The organism is Carbonicoccus niuqiaonis (assembly GCF_050157065.1).
Classification (GTDB): domain Bacteria; phylum Actinomycetota; class Actinomycetes; order Propionibacteriales; family Propionibacteriaceae; genus Avipropionibacterium.
Genome location: NZ_CP189573.1, coordinates 4,002,396 through 4,020,723 on the forward strand (window position 1 = coordinate 4,002,396; position 18,328 = coordinate 4,020,723).

20 protein-coding genes are annotated in these 18,328 nt (G+C 71.0%); 14 read left to right on the forward strand and 6 right to left on the reverse strand.

Features of this window, described 5'->3' with window-relative positions:
* Window positions 1–53 precede the first annotated feature (53 nt).
* The gene (locus ACQBAU_RS18205; RefSeq protein WP_434550802.1) at window positions 54–827 is read left to right on the forward strand and encodes an SDR family NAD(P)-dependent oxidoreductase; all 774 of its coding nucleotides are present in this window, start codon (window positions 54–56) and stop codon (window positions 825–827) included.
* Here ACQBAU_RS18205 and ACQBAU_RS18210 read toward each other — a convergent pair.
* A complete protein-coding gene (locus ACQBAU_RS18210) occupies window positions 821–3,778 on the reverse strand; it encodes a LysM peptidoglycan-binding domain-containing protein (RefSeq protein WP_465257099.1) in 2,958 nt (985 codons plus the stop codon). The two genes, ACQBAU_RS18205 and ACQBAU_RS18210, sit on opposite strands and share 7 nt — an antisense overlap.
* A 351-nt stretch (window positions 3,779–4,129) precedes the next feature.
* Here ACQBAU_RS18210 and ACQBAU_RS18215 point away from each other — a divergent pair, with 351 nt between their 5' ends.
* The 4 genes from ACQBAU_RS18215 to ACQBAU_RS18230 all read left to right on the forward strand — a co-directional run bounded on the left by ACQBAU_RS18215 (window position 4,130) and on the right by ACQBAU_RS18230 (window position 7,171).
* Window positions 4,130–4,411 (forward strand): WXG100 family type VII secretion target, encoded by a 282-nt coding sequence (locus ACQBAU_RS18215; RefSeq protein ID WP_465259419.1) that lies wholly within the window; start codon window positions 4,130–4,132, stop codon window positions 4,409–4,411.
* Between the two features lie 44 nt (window positions 4,412–4,455).
* On the forward strand, window positions 4,456–4,746 hold the full coding sequence (locus tag ACQBAU_RS18220; RefSeq protein ID WP_465257097.1) for a WXG100 family type VII secretion target: 291 nt from the start codon (window positions 4,456–4,458) through the stop codon (window positions 4,744–4,746).
* 282 nt (window positions 4,747–5,028) lie between these two features.
* The gene (locus tag ACQBAU_RS18225; RefSeq protein WP_434550806.1) at window positions 5,029–5,421 is read left to right on the forward strand and encodes a hypothetical protein; all 393 of its coding nucleotides are present in this window, start codon (window positions 5,029–5,031) and stop codon (window positions 5,419–5,421) included.
* A gap of 22 nt (window positions 5,422–5,443) precedes the next feature.
* Window positions 5,444–7,171 (forward strand): hypothetical protein, encoded by a 1,728-nt coding sequence (locus ACQBAU_RS18230; protein ID WP_465257096.1) that lies wholly within the window; start codon window positions 5,444–5,446, stop codon window positions 7,169–7,171.
* Window positions 7,172–7,297: 126 nt separating this feature from the next.
* Here the strand turns inward: ACQBAU_RS18230 and ACQBAU_RS18235 are convergent, their stop codons facing one another.
* The 4 genes from ACQBAU_RS18235 to ACQBAU_RS18250 form a co-directional block, all read right to left on the reverse strand.
* Window positions 7,298–8,161, reverse strand: a complete 864-nt coding sequence (locus tag ACQBAU_RS18235; RefSeq protein ID WP_465257095.1) for an Fpg/Nei family DNA glycosylase — start codon at window positions 8,159–8,161, stop codon at window positions 7,298–7,300.
* Window positions 8,162–8,399: 238 nt separating this feature from the next.
* Window positions 8,400–9,911, reverse strand: coding sequence for a catalase (locus ACQBAU_RS18240; protein WP_434550809.1), 1,512 nt, complete (start codon window positions 9,909–9,911; stop codon window positions 8,400–8,402).
* Window positions 9,908–10,408 carry a Fur family transcriptional regulator gene (locus tag ACQBAU_RS18245; protein ID WP_434550810.1) on the reverse strand — a complete coding sequence of 167 codons (501 nt, stop codon included), beginning with the start codon at window positions 10,406–10,408 and terminating at the stop codon, window positions 9,908–9,910. The genes ACQBAU_RS18240 and ACQBAU_RS18245 overlap by 4 nt, the downstream gene beginning before the upstream one ends.
* 8 nt (window positions 10,409–10,416) lie before the next feature.
* A complete protein-coding gene (locus ACQBAU_RS18250) occupies window positions 10,417–11,010 on the reverse strand; it encodes a GNAT family N-acetyltransferase (RefSeq protein ID WP_465257094.1) in 594 nt (197 codons plus the stop codon).
* Between the two features lie 176 nt (window positions 11,011–11,186).
* On the opposite strand from ACQBAU_RS18250, the gene ACQBAU_RS18255 reads away from it, so the two are divergent.
* From ACQBAU_RS18255 to ACQBAU_RS18290, 8 genes are all read left to right on the forward strand, one after another.
* On the forward strand, window positions 11,187–11,873 hold the full coding sequence (locus ACQBAU_RS18255) for an SAF domain-containing protein (protein WP_434550812.1): 687 nt from the start codon (window positions 11,187–11,189) through the stop codon (window positions 11,871–11,873).
* A 3-nt stretch (window positions 11,874–11,876) separates the two neighbouring features.
* Window positions 11,877–12,653: a MinD/ParA family ATP-binding protein gene (locus ACQBAU_RS18260; RefSeq protein WP_465257093.1), complete on the forward strand. Its 777-nt coding sequence runs from the start codon at window positions 11,877–11,879 to the stop codon at window positions 12,651–12,653.
* Window positions 12,650–14,125 (forward strand): CpaF family protein, encoded by a 1,476-nt coding sequence (locus ACQBAU_RS18265; protein WP_434550814.1) that lies wholly within the window; start codon window positions 12,650–12,652, stop codon window positions 14,123–14,125. The genes ACQBAU_RS18260 and ACQBAU_RS18265 overlap by 4 nt, the downstream gene beginning before the upstream one ends.
* Entirely contained in the window at window positions 14,122–15,012 is an 891-nt protein-coding gene (locus ACQBAU_RS18270; RefSeq protein ID WP_465257092.1) for a type II secretion system F family protein, read from the forward strand. Before ACQBAU_RS18265 ends, ACQBAU_RS18270 begins: the two co-directional genes overlap by 4 nt.
* Window positions 15,005–15,925, forward strand: a complete 921-nt coding sequence (locus ACQBAU_RS18275; RefSeq protein ID WP_434550816.1) for a hypothetical protein — start codon at window positions 15,005–15,007, stop codon at window positions 15,923–15,925. The genes ACQBAU_RS18270 and ACQBAU_RS18275 overlap by 8 nt, the downstream gene beginning before the upstream one ends.
* 111 nt (window positions 15,926–16,036) lie before the next feature.
* Window positions 16,037–16,225 carry a hypothetical protein gene (locus tag ACQBAU_RS18280; protein WP_465257091.1) on the forward strand — a complete coding sequence of 63 codons (189 nt, stop codon included), beginning with the start codon at window positions 16,037–16,039 and terminating at the stop codon, window positions 16,223–16,225.
* A 44-nt stretch (window positions 16,226–16,269) separates the two neighbouring features.
* Window positions 16,270–16,596 carry a TadE/TadG family type IV pilus assembly protein gene (locus tag ACQBAU_RS18285; protein WP_465259520.1) on the forward strand — a complete coding sequence of 109 codons (327 nt, stop codon included), beginning with the start codon at window positions 16,270–16,272 and terminating at the stop codon, window positions 16,594–16,596.
* Window positions 16,597–16,679: 83 nt separating this feature from the next.
* Window positions 16,680–17,051: a TadE/TadG family type IV pilus assembly protein gene (locus tag ACQBAU_RS18290; protein ID WP_465259420.1), complete on the forward strand. Its 372-nt coding sequence runs from the start codon at window positions 16,680–16,682 to the stop codon at window positions 17,049–17,051.
* Between the two features lie 8 nt (window positions 17,052–17,059).
* Here ACQBAU_RS18290 and ACQBAU_RS18295 read toward each other — a convergent pair whose 3' ends face one another.
* Entirely contained in the window at window positions 17,060–17,635 is a 576-nt protein-coding gene (locus ACQBAU_RS18295) for a dihydrofolate reductase family protein (RefSeq protein WP_465257089.1), read from the reverse strand.
* A 70-nt stretch (window positions 17,636–17,705) separates the two neighbouring features.
* On the opposite strand from ACQBAU_RS18295, the gene ACQBAU_RS18300 reads away from it, so the two are divergent.
* Complete coding sequence (locus ACQBAU_RS18300; protein ID WP_465257088.1) at window positions 17,706–18,278, forward strand: TetR/AcrR family transcriptional regulator; 573 nt, start codon at window positions 17,706–17,708, stop codon at window positions 18,276–18,278.
* Window positions 18,279–18,328 lie beyond the last annotated feature (50 nt).

Here is an 18,328-nt window from a genome sequence, read left to right on the forward strand (position 1 = left end):
CACCGCCCGTCGCGCAGTTCACCCTGCCGCCGCCCACCCGTAGGAGAGCACCCGTGTTCAACGCCGACCTGTCCCAGCTCACCGAGAACTGGTTCGAGGGCCAGACCGCCGTCGTCACCGGGGCTTCTCGTGGTCTGGGGCTGATGATCACCCGGGTGCTGCAGGCCCGTGGCGCATCCGTCTGCCTGGTCGACATCAACGCCGAGGCGCTGTCCGCCGTGGCCACCACCCTGCCGGGCGACCAGACCGTCACCGCGGTCGCCGACGTCCGCAACGCCGACGACATCGACCGCGCGGTCGGCACCGCCACCGACACCTTCGGCAGCCTCGACATCCTGGTCAACAATGCCGGTGTCGTCGGCACCAACGGCCCCACCTGGGAACTCGACGACGACAACTGGGGGCTCGTCCTGGGCGTCAACCTGGACGGCACCTTCCGGTTCTGCCGTGCCGCCGCCCGCACCATGCGCGAGGCGGGCTACGGCCGCATCGTGAACATCGCCTCCATCGCCGGCAAGGAGGGCAACCCGAACGCCGCGCACTACTCCACCTCCAAGGCCGGGGTCATCGGGCTCACCAAGAGCCTCGGCAAGGAGCTCGCCGGTGACGGGGTGCTGGTCAACGCGGTGGCCCCGGCGGTGATCCAGACCGACATGCTGGACGACATGACCGCCGAGCACGTCGCGTACATGAAGTCGAAGATCCCGATGGGCCGGTTCGCCGACCCGTCGGAGGTCGCCCACCTGGTCGCGTTCCTGGCCAGCCCGCTGATGACGTTCTCCACCGGCGCGACGTTCGACGCCTCCGGTGGCCGCGCCACCTACTGAGCCCGCCCGGGCGTCCGGGTCGTACCCTCCAACACCTGCTGCAGCAGGACCACCGTCTCGTCGTCCAGGTCCAACCCGAGCCGCCGTGCCTGCCCGGTCACCTCACGGCACAACCGGCGGACCTGGACGGTGTTGCCGGCCCGGTGCTCGGTCCGGATCCGCGCCGCCAACAGCGCTTCGTCGCCCTGGCACGCGGTCAACGCCCGCGATGCCGCCCACCGGGCCAGGTCGACGTCGCCATCGGCGAGCGCGCGCTCGGTGAGTTCCACCCCGATGTCGCGGACGACCGAGGCCATGTCGGTACGCAACTCCTCCGCCCACGGCCACTCCCCGGGCGCGGCGTCGGCCAGCGGTGTCCCGCGGACCAGGTCGAGGGCCGCGGTGAGCGCCGACGACGACGCCCGGTTCACCCCGGGCGCCACCAGGAACGACAGTTCCTGCCAGTCCGAGGTCACCGACTCGTGCAGCGTGATCCGTCCCGAGTAGGCGTCGGGCAGGTACGGCCCGTCGTCCCCGTCACCCAGCCAGGTGCGCAACCGGCTCATGTTGGACCGTCGGGTTCCCTCCGCCACGATCAGTCCGGACGCCATCGCGGCCGCGGTCGAGCCCGGGTGCTCCAGCAGCCACGCCGCGTACTCGATGCACTGCCTGCGGGCCCGGGCCGGCTCCTTGCCACGAGCGCCGGTGAGCTCGATCGGGCCGAGCAGCAGCGCCATCGGATGCTGCTCCACCGGCGCCACCTCCTCGACCACGCGCGGACCGCTGTCGGTCACCTTGTCATCCGGCCGGGCCGGTGGGCCAGTCGGAGAAGGCTCGGCGGGTGGAACGGTCAGCGAAGGCCCGCCCGGTAGGCGTGGCTCCGGCGTCCACCACGGTGCCGGCGTGTCCGGTGCGGTGGTCCGGCCGAACAGTTCGGCGACGTCGGCGGCGGTGTCGGCGGCGACGGTCTGCGGCACCACGGTCAGTCCGCCCGGGGTGAGGGTTGCCGTACGGCCACCGACAGCGAACCGCATCCGGCCGGTGCCGCCGCCCGCGGTGACCGCCGCCACCGACACCGCCGGCCCGTCCACCAGCAGCCGGGCCAGCCGATCCTGCTGCGGGCCGGACAACGGCTCGCGGAAGACCAGCACTTCCGCGGTCCACGAGTCGTGCAGGTCAGGATCCAGCCGACGGTCACCGAACCAGTCACCGGCCGTCCCCAGTGCCGCCCGTTGCGCCGAGACCCGCCGCTCGACCGCGTCGAGCACCAGGTCGGGATCGCCCACCAACCGCATCGTCGGATGGTCGTCGGCGGACACCCACCGCGTGGTCGGGTCATCCGACCCCACCACCGTGAGCCGCACCCCACCACTCCACCGCGCGTACGCGACCTCCATCGCCAGTGCGGTCAGCACCGCTGCGACCCGGCCCCGGCCGGCCTCGGCGTCACGGTCGGCGGCGACGTCGAGCACCCCGACCTCCTCCAGGTTGACCATCACCTGCGCCTCGGCGTCGCTGCCGACCACGGTGAGCGCCGGCCAGGGCCGGACCTCGTCGGGGTACGGGTCGGGGGTCGCCAGCCAGCCGGGTACGTCATCGATCGTCCAGACCCGCCCGGCCACGCGGAACGGTTCGGGGGCGTCGGTACGGCCCGCCGCGACCTGCCACTCCAGTGACCGGCCGTCGATCCGTGCCGACAACACCCGCGGCAGCGGCGACCCGGTGCCACGGCAGTGCCCGGCGAGCAGACGCATCGCACGATCGACGGCGGACAGGTTGACCGGGGCCTGTTGCCGCCCCAGCGCCCGCTCGACCCGGACCGCGGCCGGACCGGGATGGGCGATCCGCCGCCCGACGGGCCGTTGTTGCAGTTGCCACATCCGCCGGGTCACCAGCCCGCCCACCATGGCGGCGGCCAACATGCCGCCGACGCCGGGCACCAGCAGCGACGGGTCCACCTCACCGGTCGCCTCGGCCGTACCGGCCACCCCCGCGTACGACGGCGCCCCGGTGGAGGTGTTGCCGGGCGGGGTCGTCTCGCCCTGTCCGGCCGTGGTGGTGACACCCAACGGCGGGAGTGGCGCGGCGACCAGCGGCACCGTCGTCGCCGCGGAACCGTCGGGCAACCGGAGGGCGGTGCCGGTGGCCAGGACGTCCGGGTCGGCGAGGACGGCCCGGTTCACCTCGTACAGCTCGGGCCACCGGTCACCGTCGCCCAGGTGGGACGCCGCCAGACCGCTCAACGTGTCGCCGTCGGCGACGACCACCCACCGGCCCGGCTCGAGCACACCCGGGACCGGGATCACCAGCCGCCACCCCGGCACCAGGTCGTCCGGCCCGTGGTGCAGCAGAACCGCGTTCGCGGTCGCGATCACCCGCCAGCGGCCGCCGTCGGCGTAGTAGTGGTCGGCCAGCGACCACAGGTCGTCACCGTTCTCGACGGTGTGGACGGCCAGCACACCACGGGCATCGGCCACGTCGTCCGCCCGCGCGGGCCCGTCCGCCGACAGCGCCGGCCCGTCCGGGGCCGGCAGGCCTCCCGACACCGGACCGTGCTGCACCCGGACGACCGCGGCCGTCGGCGGCGCGTCGGCGGCGGGCGCGTCGGCAGGTGCCGTCGCGGGGCGTACCGGACTGATCACCAAGGACAAGGTGGCCAGCACCAGTCCCGCCGCAACGGCTTGTGGGGCACGAAGGCCAGGGAGGCTGATCGCCTTCGTACCGCGCGACACCTGGTTGACGAGTTCGACCACGACGCAGCCGGTGAACAGCAGCCAGGCGATCCAGCCGATCCCGGTCAGCAGGGCGAGCAACAGGCTGCCGTCGTCGGGTGACAGCAGGATGTCGAGCAGTCCCCGGCCCTGCCAGCGTGCGGGGTCGATGCCGACCCCGATCACCGACAACAGCACGGGCGTACCCAGCACCACGACGAGCAGCACCAGCATCGCCGCCAGGCCACGTACGACCCGCATCGCCGTTTCACCCCGTCTCGTCAGTCACCGCCGTCGGTCGCCCCATCCTTGCCGACCCGGAGGTCTGATGTCGGCGGTTGTCCACAGCCGGCCGGCGCCGCGTCGAGGGGCGCCACCGACGCCCGCGCGGGAGGTGGGAGGATGGGGATGAGGGACGGGGGCGTCGGATCAGGGTTGATGCCCGGTGCTGTTGCGCCGACTTTTTTCGTGTGCAACGGGAACCCCGGGTGACCCTCCCGGCGTCTACTGTCGTTGTCAGGAAGAACCGCTCCACCGGAAGACGGCGGAGTGACCACACACCACCACCGGAGGACACCAATGGCTGGAAATTCACAAGTTGACCGGGCGGAGATGGCCAAGGCCGCCGGCCAGATCGACCAGGCTCTCGGCACGATCAGCGGAATTCAGCGCGACCTGGGCTCCAACGTCCAGGGCCTGATGGCGACCTGGAAGGGCAACGCGGCCACCGCGTTCCTGCGTGCCTTCTCCGAGTTCGACGGCCAGTTCGCGATCGTGTTGTCGGAGCTCGAGGGCATCCACGGCAAGCTCACCGACAGCCAGTCGCAGTACTCGCAGAACGAGTCCTCGCAGGAAGAGTCGACGCAGGCCATCCTCAACGCCCTCAACGGCTGATCCCCCTCCCCACCCCACACACTTCGACTTCCAAGGAGCAATGAATGTCTGATTTCACAGCCGTCAACGCCGGCCAGATGCAACAGGGCATCTCCGACCTGAACACCGCCCACAAGGGCACCGACTCCACGCTGACCCAGCTGGAGGGCGAGCTCGAGCAGTCGCTGGCCCAGTGGGACGGCGCCGCCCGTGAGGCCTACCAGGCCGCCAAGCAGAAGTGGGATGCCGCGGCGAACCACATGGCTCAGGTCATCCAGAAGATGACCACCACGCTGAGCACCATCAGCGAGAACTACGACGCGAACGAGCGCAACATCACCTCGAGCTGGAGCTGAACCTCCTGACATCAGGCAACGCACGGGTGTGCCCCTTCCCCCCACCCGGGGGAGGGGCACACCCGTTTCTGGTCCCGTCCGCCCCGCTTCTGATTGCGTCCGCGGCTGATCCCGTTCGCGCAGTTCCTGGTCGCCGGCTCGGTCGCCGGCCGGCGGCGTACCAAAAGTTCACCCGGATCCGTCCGAGCACGGAACCGCGGCGACCCCCCGAGTAGTCATACTCAGTGGTGTGGGCCTCCCCCGGCCCCACCTGATCATCCGACCTCACTAGGGAGTAGACCCGTGGCAATGTTGAAGGATGGTGGCGGCGGCGGCTCAACGCCCTCGGTCACCTCGAACGTCTCCGTCGATCCCGGCGAGATCCGCGCCTTTGCCAAGTTCCTCGACGAGATGCACGAGGAACTGACCAAGGTCGAGACTGCCGTGAAGACCAGCAAGAACGTGCCGAAGGAGGCGTTCGGCGCGTACGACGCGTCGCCGGCCGCAGCCCGGAAGCACGAGACGACCCTGGACCGGGAGCTCGACAACCTCCACACGCTGGTGACCCGGATGGGCGAGCTGACCACCGGGACGACCCACGTGTCGAAGGTCTACACCGACCTGGAGGAGCTCAACAGCTCCAACGGCGATGCGGTGACGCTCCACCTGAAGTCCAGCCAGCAGTCCGACAACTGACCCCGAGAGGACCTGAACGCACATGATGATGCAGCATGATGGCGGCGGCGGTGGGGGCAGCTCCTACTCGCTGCGCACACACCGCGAACTGAACGCGTACGTCGGCTCAGCTTCCCGGACCGATCTCGAGACGCTGCGCCGCAACTGGCGCGACTCGGCCCACCGGGCGCACACGATGGCCGACCTGATCGAGGCGAAGCTGGCCGACCTGACCGCCGAGGGCGGTTGGACCGGGTCCGGCGCCGAGACCTTTGCCCAGGTGATCCGCCACGACCTGATCGCCAACCTCCGGGCGTACGCGCGTCGCGCCGGCGGCTACACCCCCGAGGGCCACCAGAACGTGAGCCACGCCAGCGACGTCGAGGCCATCCAGGAGGCCGTCGGGCAGTCGTACAACCTCGCCACGAACAACAACATCCCGTGGGACGTCGACACCACTTGGCAGGTGCGCCGCAAGGAGGTCGACCAGTCGCTGTTCGGCAAGATCGACGAGCTCGTCACCGGTGAGGACGAGGAGTACGAGAAGGCGAAGTCCAACTCTCCGTACGAGATCATGAACGGTCGGCAGTCGCTGGTCCGTGAGGTGCCGAAGCCGGAGTTCGAGGCGGTCCAGAACGGGATCCCGGCCAACCCGAGCTCCCCGGTCTTCAGCCGGACGAACACCAACGTGTCCCCGGTGGTCGATCGTTTCGACCGCACCATGGAGGGCCTCAACATCGGCACCAACCCGCGCGCCAACGTGTACGGCGGTGTGGTGGACGTGGAGGCGGCCCTGCGCAACTACGCGCCGCAGGAGGTCCAGCGGGCCGGGACGACCAACACGACGAACCCCGGCGAGACCGGTGGCAGTGTCGGCTTCCCGGGCGGCCCGCAGGGCCCTGGCGGTGGCGGTGGCGGCACCAACGTGCCCAACCCGAACACGCCCGGTGACGGCGGCGGCGGCAACGGCGGCGGTACCGGTGGCAACACCGGTCCGGACTTCGGTGGCCCCGGCACGGGCGGCAACGAGGGTCCCGACTTCGAGGTCGGCCCGCCCGGCATCGGTGGACCCGGCACCGGCGGCGGTGGCCCCGACTTCGAGGTCTGCCCACCCGGTACCGGTGGACCCGGCACCGGCGGCGGTGGCCCCGACTTCGAGGTCGGCCCGCCCGGTACCGGTGGACCCGGCACCGGCGGCGGTGGCCCCGACTTCGAGGTCGGCGGGCCCGGTGAGGGCGGCCAGATCGGCGGCGTCGAGACCGGTACCGGCGCCGCGGGCGTGACCCCGGTCGGCACCGGACCAGGTGCCGGTGCGGGCATCGGCGGCATTGGTGGCACCGCCGGACCGGCCGGTCCCGGTGCGGTCAACGTGGGCGCGACGCCCGGGGCCGGTGGCCTCGGCAGCCTCGCTCCCGGCGCCGTCAACGCGGGCAAGCCCGGCACCAGCTTCTCGGTCGGTGCTGACGGTCGTCCGATGCTCAACGCCGGCAACGTCGGTGGCCTGCCCGGTGCCCGGGCTGGTGCGGGTATGGGCGGCCCGGGTGCCGGCGCCGGTGGTGACGGCCCCGGCGGGCGACCCGGCGGTGGTGCCGGAGCCGGAGCCGGTGGTGGCACCGGTGCCGGTGGCGCACCGATGGCCGGCAATCGCCGCGGCCAGCGCAGCGGCGACGGCGAGGAGGAGCAGGACGGCCAGCTCGACGAGACCTGGCTGGAGGAGGACCGTTCGGTGTGGGGCAACCGCGCCGCGGCCCCGCCACACGAGATCCGCTGATCCAGCGGCGCTGAGCGCTCCTCAGCCCTGAACGCCGAAAGGGCGGTCCCGTCCGCGGGGCCGCCCTTTTCGGCGTCTCAGGTGAGCGCAGTGCCACGCGGGCCCGGCGTCAGGTGACCCGACACGTCACTTGAGCAACCGCGACATCCGGCGGTCGGCCAGCGGCTTGCCCTTCGTCTGACAGGTCGGGCAGTACTGCATCGCGGAGTCGGCGAACGAGACCTCGCGGACGGTGTCACCGCAGACCGGACACGGCAGCCCCGTGCGGCCGTGCACCTTCATCCCCGACTTCTTCTCGCCCTTGAGGTCCTTGGCGGCCAGGCCTTCCGCGCGCCGGATCGCCTCGGTCAGTTCGGCGCGCATGGTGGCGTGGAGGTCTGCGACGGCTTCGGCGGCCAGGGCGTTGGCGGGTTGATAGGGGCTGAGCCGGGCGGTGTGCAGGATCTCGTCGGAGTAGGCGTTGCCGATGCCGGCGATCAACCGTTGGTCGCGCAGGATCCCCTTGAGCTGGGCCCGCCCTGCCTTCGCCAGGATCGCCCCGAGCACCTCGGGGGTGAAGTCGTCGTCGAGCGGGTCGGGCCCCAGCGTGGCGATGTGGGCGACCTGCTGCGGGTCGGTCACCACGTGCACCGCGAGCTTGCGCTGAGTCCCGGCCTCGGTCAACTCGAACCCGGAGCGATCGTCGAGGGTGACGCGCAGCGCCAGCGGTCCGCGCCCCGGTCGGGGCGGGGTGGTCGGCAGCTCTTCACGCCAACGCAGCCAGCCGGCCCGCGCGAGGTGGAACACCAGCCACAGGCCGCCGCAGTCGAGGGCGAGGAACTTGCCGTACCGGTGGACCCCGTCGACGACGAGCCCCTGCAGTGCGGCGAACGGCGGGTCGTACGTCTTCAGCGCCGAGATCGCAGCCAGGTCGACCTGCGCGATGGCGTGGCCGACGCAGCGTTGCGTCAGGAACTGGCGAAGCGATTCGACCTCCGGCATCTCAGGCATGGCCCCATTCTCCCCGCTCCGGCCCGATGTCGGGGTCCGGACCCGACCCTGGGCCCGGTTGGCCCGTGGAGACGGGCGCCTCAGTGACACAGGTGGAGCTGACGTCCACGTGTGTCGCTGTGGCGCCCTTCTTCACGACACGACCCCCGGGAACGACGCGAACGCCCGGCCCCCACGAGAGGGACCGGGCGTTCGCGTGGCGTGCTCGGCGGACCGATCGGCGGCGCCGGCCGAGCGATCAGGCCGGAGTGTTGTCCGGGTTCGGGTCGGTGTCGGACACGTTGCCGGCCTGCAGCGCCTCGATGGCCTTGCGGACACCCTCGCCGTAGGCGGGGTCGGCCTGCGCGCAGTTGTGGATGTGCCGCTCGACGGTGGCCTGCGAGGCCCCGTCGATGGCGCGGGCGGTGTTCTCGAACAGCACCTGCTGCTGCTCACCACTCATCAGCCGGAACAGGTTGCCCGGCTGCTCGAAGTAGTTGTCGTCGTCCTCCCGGAAGTTGAACCGGTCGGCCTGGGCACCCACGGCCTGCACCGGGTCCCGGTAGGCGGGCTGCTCGGCCCAGCGGCCGTACGAGTTGGGCTCGATGCCCGGCATGCCGCTCTGCTGGATCCGCATCGCGCCGTCACGGTGGTACGAGTTGACGTGCGGTGCCGCCTTGGGGGTGTTCACCGGGATCTGGTGGTGGTTGACGCCCAGCCGGTAGCGCTGCGCGTCACCGTACGAGAAGAGCCGGCCCTGCAGCATCTTGTCCGGCGAGAAGCTGATGCCGGGCACCACGTTGGCGGGGGTGAAGGCGGCCTGCTCGACCTCGGCGAAGTAGTTCTCCGCGTTGCGGTTGAGCTCCCACTCGCCCACCTCGATCAGCGGGTAGTCCTTCTTCGACCAGACCTTGGTCAGGTCGAACGGGTGGAACCGGTACTTCTCGGCGTCGGCCTCCGGCATCACCTGGATCATCAGCTTCCATTTGGGGAAGTCGCCGTTCTCGATCGACTCGAACAGATCGCGCTGGGCGTGCTCGCGGTCCTCGCCGATCAACTTCGCGGCCTCTTGGTCGGTGAGGTTCTTGATGCCCTGCTGGGTGCGGTGGTGGAACTTCACCCAGAACCGCTCCCCCTGGGCGTTGATCAAGGAGAAGGTGTGCGAGCCGAACCCGTGCATGTGGCGGTAGGACGCGGGGATGCCGCGGTCCGACATCACGATGGTGACCTGGTGCAGCGCCTCGGGCAGGTTGGTCCAGAAGTCCCAGTTGTTCTCGGCGTCACGCAGGTTGGTGCGCGGGTCACGCTTGACGGCGTGGTTGAGGTCGGGGAACTTCAGCGGGTCGCGGAAGAAGAAGACCGGGGTGTTGTTGCCGACGAGGTCCCAGTTGCCCTCCTCGGTGTAGAACTTCAGCGCGAAGCCGCGGATGTCACGCTCGGCGTCGGCTGCACCGCGCTCACCGGCGACGGTGGAGAACCGGGCGAACATCTCGGTCTTCTTGCCGACCTCGGAGAAGAGCTTGGCCGAGGTGTACTGCGTGATGTCATTGGTGACGGTGAAGGTGCCGTACGCGCCCGAGCCCTTGGCGTGCATCCGGCGCTCCGGGATCACCTCACGGTCGAAGTGCGCCAGCTTCTCCAGGAACCAGACGTCCTGCAGCAGCATCGGACCGCGTGGACCCGCGGTCAGCGAGTTCTGGTTGTCGGGCACCGGGGCGCCGGCAACGGTGGTGAGCCGCTGGTCGTCCTGGGCGTTCGGGTCGTTGGTCATCGGGATTCTCCTTCGGTGGCAGGAATCTGACTGTGTTGATCTTGTCCAGGACCGTGGTGGCCCTGTGCAAACTCGTGGCGGCAGGCCGCGCAGTGCCCCCAGTAGATGACCTCGGCCTCGTCGACGACGAAACCATGATCATCAGTGGGGTGGAGGCAGGGCCGCTCCCCCTTGGCGCACTCCACGTCGACGATCGCACCACACCCCCGGCAGACCAGGTGGTGGTGGTTGTCGCCCACGTGGAGCTCATAGCGGGCGACCAGCCCGGCCGGCTTGATGCGGCGCAGCAGTCCGGCCTCGGTGAGGGCACCCAGCACGTCGTAGACGGCCTGCACCGACACCTTGCCGAGCGAGTCCCGGACGACCCGGGTGATCGTGTCGGTGTCGGTGTGGGGGTGATCCCGGACCGCTTCGAGCACGGCCAACCGGGGCGCGGTGACGCGCAGCCCGACCTCGCGAAGGCGCTCCGGCCCCGGTGCGGTCTGGGCGGTGGTCATGGGTGAAGTCAATCACCTTTTCTGGAATTGGTCAAGATTAGGCCGGCCTCACCACGGATGAAGCCGAGGCCCTCGTACCACCGGCCGACCCGGTCGGTGCTGGGGGCGAGGACGAGTGTCGCGCCGGCGTCGACCGCGTCGGTCATCACCGCCGTCATCACCTCGCGGCCGAGCCCGCGACCGGGAGGCTGGGCGCACACGGAGTTGAGTCGCCAGGCACCGTCGGGCAACATCCGGGCCCGCGCCACGGCGCGGCCGCGGGAGTCGTGAAGCCACCAGACCCGGACTGCCCGGTGGAAGCCGCGGACTTCGACGGTGACCGAGGCCAACGCCACCAGCAACACCATCACCACGACCCCGGCGGCGCCGCCGAGCAGGGCCCAGAGCCAGGGCGCGGCCCGACCGCCCAGCAGGGCCAGCACCAGCCCGAACCCGGCCGCCCCCACCGCGAGCAGACCGGCGAGCCAGGCGATCGGCCGGTGGAGCGGATCGGTCGCGGCAGCCCGCAGGGTGCTCACCGCCACCAGCGCAGCCGGACCCCAGGCCCGGCGAGTCGCCGGTGGGGACACCTCGACGGGCACCACCGCAGGAGGCACCGACACACGACTCCTCACGGGTCGAGGGACGAAGGGCACCGGTCGGGACGAGCCGATGTCCACAGGCATCTTGCCCGATCGCGGGACACGATGACCCCTGCCGTGGTGAACTTGTTCGACGCTCGCCCCAAAAGGGCCGGGCCGAACATCCCCCGTACGCGAACACTGCACCGCGAGAGACCATGTCACCGACGACAGTTCCAACCGGCACCGAGGTTGCCGCACCGATCTCCGTCCCGACCCCGGGCGCGGCGGCGGCGCGCAACCGTCGACGCCCGATGCTCATCCTGCTGGCCGTGCTGCTGCTCGCCGTCTCGGCCCTGGCGGGCGCCTGGGCCTTCACCCAGCTCGACACGACCCATGGCGTTGTCGGGGTGACCCGGACGGTGTCGGCCGGCGAGGTGATCGGCCGGGACGACCTGACGGTGGTGCAGATCAGCGAGCAGTCCACGCTGGACACCGTGCCGGCCGCGGACCTCGAGTCGATCATCGGCAGGCGGGCGGTGACCGACCTGCCGGCCGGCACGACGCTGCCGCCCGGCTCGGTGGCCGACGTCCTGGTGCCGGCCAAGGGGAATGCCGTGGTCGGCGTGCTGACCACCCCCGGTACGGCCCCGGTGGCGGGGATGGCTCCCGGCGCCCGGGTGTGGCTGGTGCCCGTCGCCGCGGCGGGTGCCGCCGAGGGCGAACCGGGCACCAGCACCACCCCGGCGACCGGTGTGGAGGGCCGGGTGATCGCGGTGACCCCGTTGGCCGACGGCTCCGGCAGCCGGGTGGACGTGGAGGTCGCGGCCTCGGCGGCGATCGAGTTGCAGCAGCTGGCCGCCGCCGACCGGTTGGGCATCGTGCTCATCTCGAAGGAGCGCTGAGTCGTGCCGGTGATCGCGCTGACCACGGCGGCCGGAGCGCCCGGCTGCACCACGACCGCCCTCGGGTTGGCGCTGACCTGGCCGGGACCGACCGTCCTGGTGGAGGCCGACCCGGCCGGCTCGACGCTGGCGTCCGGCTACTTCCGCGGCACCGTCGACCACCGCCTGGGGCTGCTCAGTCTGGCGTTGGGGGCCGACCACCACGACCTCGGGGCGGCGATCCTCGACCAGTGCCGGGTGCTCGACGACGCCGCCGACCGGCGGGTGCTGCTGGGGCTGCCCGATCCGGCGCAGGCCTCGGCGATGCAGCCCTGGTGGGACCCGATCGCCGACGCGTTGCTGCGGCTGGACGACGCGGGCTACACGGTGCTGGTGGACGTCGGGCGGCTCACCCAGGCGTCCTCACCGGTGCCGCTGGTGCGGGCGGCCGACGCCGTACTGCTGGTGTGTCGCGGCACGATGACCTCGGCGGTACGGACCCGGCCGGTCGCCGTGGCACTGCGGGAGAACCTGGAACGGACCGGCGCCGGTGACACCGTCGGCCTGGCGGTCATCGGATCCCGCGACTACGCGCCGAACGAGGTGGCGACCGCGCTCGAACTGCCGTTGGTGCTGCGACTGCCCGAGGACGCCCGGCTGGCGCGGGTGCTGTCCGACGGTGCGGTCGACCGACGTTTCCCGACCAGTGCGCTGGCGCGGGCGTACCGACAAGGCGGTGGCCAGTTGCGCAGTCTGGTCGAGGGTCGGCGGGCGCGGGTGCATCGCGAGGTGGCGTCGTGAGCGGGCTCGGCGTCGGCGGCACCGAACCGGCGGCGCTCTACCTCGACCGCGACCGGCCGGCCGTCGGCGGAGGGGGCGCCGACGTACCCCACGACACGGCGGGCGTGGCGCGGGACGGCGGCCGAACCGTGCTGCGGGAACGGCCGGCTCACACGGAGGTCGACTGGCGGCTCGTCTACCGGATCCGGGACCGGCTGGCGGAGCGACTGGCGACGTCGGCCGGGCCGGACGTGGCCGAGGAGACCCGCGTCGCCCGGGGCCGGGCCATGATCGGTGACGTCATCCGGGAGCACTCCGACGAGGCGATCCTGGCGGGTCGGCCAGCTGATCAGGTCGCACGGGCCGAGGTCGCCGCGTACACCCGGGCGGTCGACTCGGCGGTGTTCGGGTACGGCCGGTGGCAGCCGCTGCTCGACGACCCCGACGTGGAGAACATCGAGATCCGTGGTCATGATCACGTGTTCCTGACCTATGCCGATCGGGTGGAGCAGGCCGACCCGGTGGCCGATTCCGACGCCGAGTTGATCGAGCAGTTGACCTTCATCGCGACGTACGCGAAGACGCCGAAGCCGTTCTCCCCGGCACATCCGGAGATGACGATCAACCTGCAGGACCGCTTCCGGCTGCACGCGGTCGCCTTCGACGTGGTGGACCGGCCGACGATCGTGATCAGACAGCACAAGTTCACCGGGTTGTCGCTGCCGGAGCTGGCGGGCGCCGGCATGATGCCGGACGCGCTGGCGGGCTTCCTGGCCGCCGCCGTACGGGCCCATCGTTCGATCGTGGTCTCCGGCAACCAGGGCGTGGGGAAGACGACCTTCGTCCGGGCGCTGGCGATGGCGATGGATCCGGGCGAGGCCGTCGGGGTGATCGAGACCGACGCAGAGCTCTTCCTGCACAAGCTTCCCGGGCGAGGACGGGTGATCAACTTCGTCGCCCGCGAGGGCAGTGGTGAGGGTACGGGGGCCGACGGCCGACCGCTCGGGGAGTTCTCCGTACAGCGCCATCTCGCCGCCTCGTTGCGGCAGAACCTGTCGCGTGTGGTGGTCGGCGAGGTCAGGGACGCAGAAGCTGCGGCGATGTTCCAGGCCATGCAGTCCGGCGCGGGCAGCCTGTCGACGATCCACGCCCAGCACAGTCGGGCCACGATCGAGCGGCTGGTCACCGCGGCAGCGTTGGGCGGGGTGATGTCGCAGGCCGACGCCTACCGGCAGATCGCGGTGAACCTGCACCTGATCGTGCACCTGGGCGCCATCGACGAACGATCGACCGGTGGCCGGTTGCGGCGCTACGTGAACGAGGTGATCGAGGTGCACGGGTTCGCCGAGCGGAGTGACGGGATGGCGAGTTCGCTGCCGGCGTTGGCGACGCTGTACGAGGCGGGCCCCGGTGGGGCGCCGGGTCGGCTGGCGGACGAGTTGTTGTCGCCGGAGCTGCGTCGCGGCCTGGCCCGGGCCGGGTGGCGGCCGTGACCTGGCTGCTCGGCGCCAGTGTCGGCGTCTGCTTCGCCGCCGGGGTGCTGCTGCTGGTGCTCGGGCTGCAGCGCCGGCCGGCCCGGGATCGACCCACGGTCGGGCCGGCGGAGCGGTGGGCGACGTTGACGCGACGACCGTCGGGGCCCGCGGGTCGGCGACGTGACCTGTGGCTGGCCGGGTCGGCGGTGCTGACGCTGGTGGTGTTCGCGGTGACCGGGCTGCCGGTGATGCTGTTGGTCGTGCCACTGGCGACGATCGTGGTGCCATGGTTGCTGGGCAACCCGAACGAAGCCGCGATCGCGCGGACGGCCGCGGTCGACCAGTGGGTGCGATCGTTGCGGTCGCTGCTGCTGTCCGGCTCGGACAACACGTTGGAGGCGACGTTGCAGGCGTCGCTGTCGTCGGCGCCGCGCGCGATCCACACCGAGGTACGGATGTTGGTGGCTCGGATCAACTCCCGGTGGCCGACCGACAAGGCGCTGGCCGCGTTCGCCGACGAACTGGCCGATCCGACCGCGGACGTGGTCGCGGCGGCGCTGATCCTGGCGGCACGGCGACGGGGTGCCGGACTGACCGTCGTGCTGGACGGGTTGGCCGTCGCGGTCGCCGACGAGGTGCGGGCGCGCCGCCGGATCGAGTCGGAACGCGCCTCGACCCGGGCCGCCGCACGCTACCTGGTGATCATCTTCGTGGCGATGGCGCTCGGCCTGGCGGTGCTGAACCCGGGGTACCTGGCGCCCTACGACACCGAGCTGGGCCAGCTGATCCTCGCCGGCACCGTGCTCGGGTTCATCGCGTCACTGTGGTTGTTGCGCCGCATCACCTTGGTCCGCGACCACCCGCGGGTGCACCCGGTCGTGCGGGAGGTGCGGTCCGATGGGTAGTGGGATGGTGGCGGCGGTGCTGTGTGCGGTCGGGGTGACCGCGGCCCTGGTCGTGCTGGTGACGGCATTCGTGCCGACCACGCCCGACCTGGCCGACACCCTGGCCCGGCTGCACCGGCGCCCCGATGCGTTGACCTCCGATTCGACGACCGGTGTCCGTCCGACCGGGGAGCGGACCGGCCGGGTCGACCGGTTCGGTGGGTGGCTGTTGGCCCGGGCCGGCGGGCTGCCGGGGTTGGCGATCCCGTACCGGGACCTCGACCTGTTGCAGCAGACCCCGGCGAGATTCTTTGCGGCCAAGGGATGTTGGGCGGTGGCCGGGTTGGCGCTGCCGTCGGTGGTCGCAGCATGGGCGTGGATCCTCGGCACTCCGTTGGCGTTCAGCACTCCCGTACTGTTGGCACTCGTCGGCGCGGTGGTCGGGTGGCTGGTGCCGCACCTGCAGGTACGGCAGCAGGCGACGGTGACCCGACAGCGGTTCTCACGGACGATCACCGCCTACATCGACCTGGTGGTGCTGGAACGGCTGTCGGGGGCGACGCTCGCGGCCAGCATCATCGAGCCGGCCTCGATCGCCGACGCGCCGCTGTTCCGGCGGATCCGGCAACAGCTGAGCCGGACCCAGCTGGAACGCAAGGCGCCGTGGACCGCGCTGCGGGAACTGGCGGACGCGATCGAGGTGCCGGACCTGCGTGAGCTGGCCGACGTGATGGAGCTGTCGGGGACCAGGAGTGCGCCGATGGCCGAGCAACTCACCGCCCGTGCCGGAGACATCCGCAACACCTGGCTCACCCGTGACGTGGAGGCCCAGGGTGCGGCCTCCCAACGACAGGTCGCGGCCACCGGGCTGCTGCTGTTCTGCTTCCTGATCTTCGTCGGGGCGCCCGCCCTGCTCCGGTTGGTGAGTTCATGATCACGACACGACCGATCCCCGGCCCTGGTCACCGTGACCCGTCCGAACGTTCAGCCGTACCTACCCATGTTGTTCCTGACCACGTTGTCCCTACCAACAAGGAGATCACCCATGTCCCCACTCGCCCTCTACGCCCACACCGAGGCGTGGTTCGTCCACCTCGCGCAGCGGCAACGCGACAGCCGGGGCAACAACTCGATCGAGATGGCGATCATCATCGGTGCGGTGATCGTGGTGGCCACCCTGGTCGTGGTGGCGATCAAGGCGGCCGTCGACGCACGGCTGCCCAAGATCAAGTAGGCCGTCGCCGGCTGCGCAACGAGCTGGGATCCAACTCCTTGGAGGTGGCCGTCCTGTTGCCCGTGCTGCTGGCGGTGGTGTTGATCACCGTCCAGGTGGCGATCCACCACCACGCGGTCAACACCGCACAGGCCGCAGCCGCCGCCTGTGCGGAGCGGGCGGCCGGCTACGACGCCACGCTGGGCGACGGGGTCGCCGCGGCCCGTTCGGTGCTGAGCCAGGTCAACGGCCTCGACGACGCCCGTGTGGTGGCCCACCTCCAGCCGGGTGCGGTCCGATGCGTGGTCACCGGCAGCTCGCCCGGCCTGCTCACCGGTGGAGCCGCACAGATCGTACGGACCGCGTCGCAACCGACCGAACGGCTGGGTTGACCGTGCGGTGCACGAGCGAACGGGGCGGGGCCGGCCGCCGCGCGCGGGGTGGCCGTGGGAGTTCGTCACTGGAAGCCGCGATCGTGATCCCGGTGTTGCTCGTGTTCGTCCTGGTCGTCGTCGCCGGCGCCCGCCTCGCACTGGCCGACCAGGCGGTCACCGATGCCGCCCGGGCCGGTGCACGGGCCGCCAGCCTGGAACGGACGAGTGCCGCCGGGCTGACCGCCGGTCGTACGGCTGCGGCGGCCAACCTGACCGGCGCCGGGCTGGCGTGCGATCCGACGGTGCGGGTAGCGGGAAATTGGCAGACCCCGATCGGGGTGCCCACCACGATCACCACCTCGGTGGAGTGCCGGGTCCGGCTGGCCGACCTGTTCGTCCCCGGTCTCCCCGGGGAGGTCGTGATCAGCTCGACCGCCCGCAGCCCGCTGGACAGCTTCCGGGAGCGCCGCTGACCCGGGTGTCAGTCGGTTCGGCTGAACCAGGTCACCTGGGTGCCGTTGTCGAAGGTGTGCCGGTCGGTCGGGGTGAAGGGTGTCGGGTCGAAACCACCGGTGAACATCGAGATGCCGTCACCGGCCACCACCGGGTAGCTCTTGACGATGAGGTCGTCGATCTCCGGCAGCAGGGAACCGGCGAGGCTGCCGCCGCCACACAGCCAGATGTCGAGGTGGGAGTCCTCCGCCTTGAGGCGACGCACCAGACCGATCGGGTCCTCCGGCACCACCTCGACGGTCGGGTCGTCGATGGTGAGAGTGGTCGAGACCACGTACTGGCGGAGGTGGCCGTACGGGCTGGTGGTCGGCACGGCGAGGGCGGGTTCGTAGGTGCCGCGGCCCATCACGAGGGTGTCGAAGGCCAGGTTGGGAGCGTGCTCGAGGCCGAACGGCTTGCGGAGGTGGGTCGGCACCGTCTCGGGGTAGCGCGCGTTGATGAAGCCGAGCTGGTCCTCCGACACCGGGTAGAAGTCGAACTCCGCGTTCGGCCCTGCGATGTAGCCGTCGAGCGAGGCACCGACGTAGTAGACGAACTTGCGCATGTGACCGCCTTTCGTGGAGTACTGTGAACGTAGTGGTCTGGACGTTACTACTACATCTGGAGTGGTACAAGTGCGAAGCAACCCGGAACGACGCCTGGCCCTGATCGACGGCGCCATCGAGGTGTTGGCGACCCAGGGCGCCCGCGGCCTGACCTTCCGTGCGGTCGACACCGAGGCGGGCGTACCGGCGGGGACCGCGTCCAACTACTTCACCAACCGCGACGACCTGTTCACCCAGATCGGCGGTCGGGTGTACGAGCGGTTGCTGCCCGACGACGCCACGATGGCGCGCAGCCGCGAGGGGACGCCCGATCGGGCCCGGTTCACCGAGCTGATGCACGAGCTGGTGCAACGCGTGTCGTCGTTCGGCTCCGGGCAGCTCGCACTGCTCGAGCTCCGGTTGGAGGCCACTCGGCGACCTGAACTCCAAGCGGTGCTGACCGAACGGATCCGACGCGACATGGACGAGAACGTCGCCCACCACGCCGCCTCCGGACTGCCCGGCGACGCCACCTCGGTGACACTGCTGCAGCTCGCCCTCAACTGGTTGATCCTGGAACGCCTCACGCTGCCCGGGCTGTTCTCCGAGCAGCAGGTGCACGACCTCGTCGAGGCTGCAGTGGCGCGGGTGCTCAACGACTGACGTCTCGACAAGCTCGACGGACGCCACACCCACGGTCCCCGAGCGCGTCG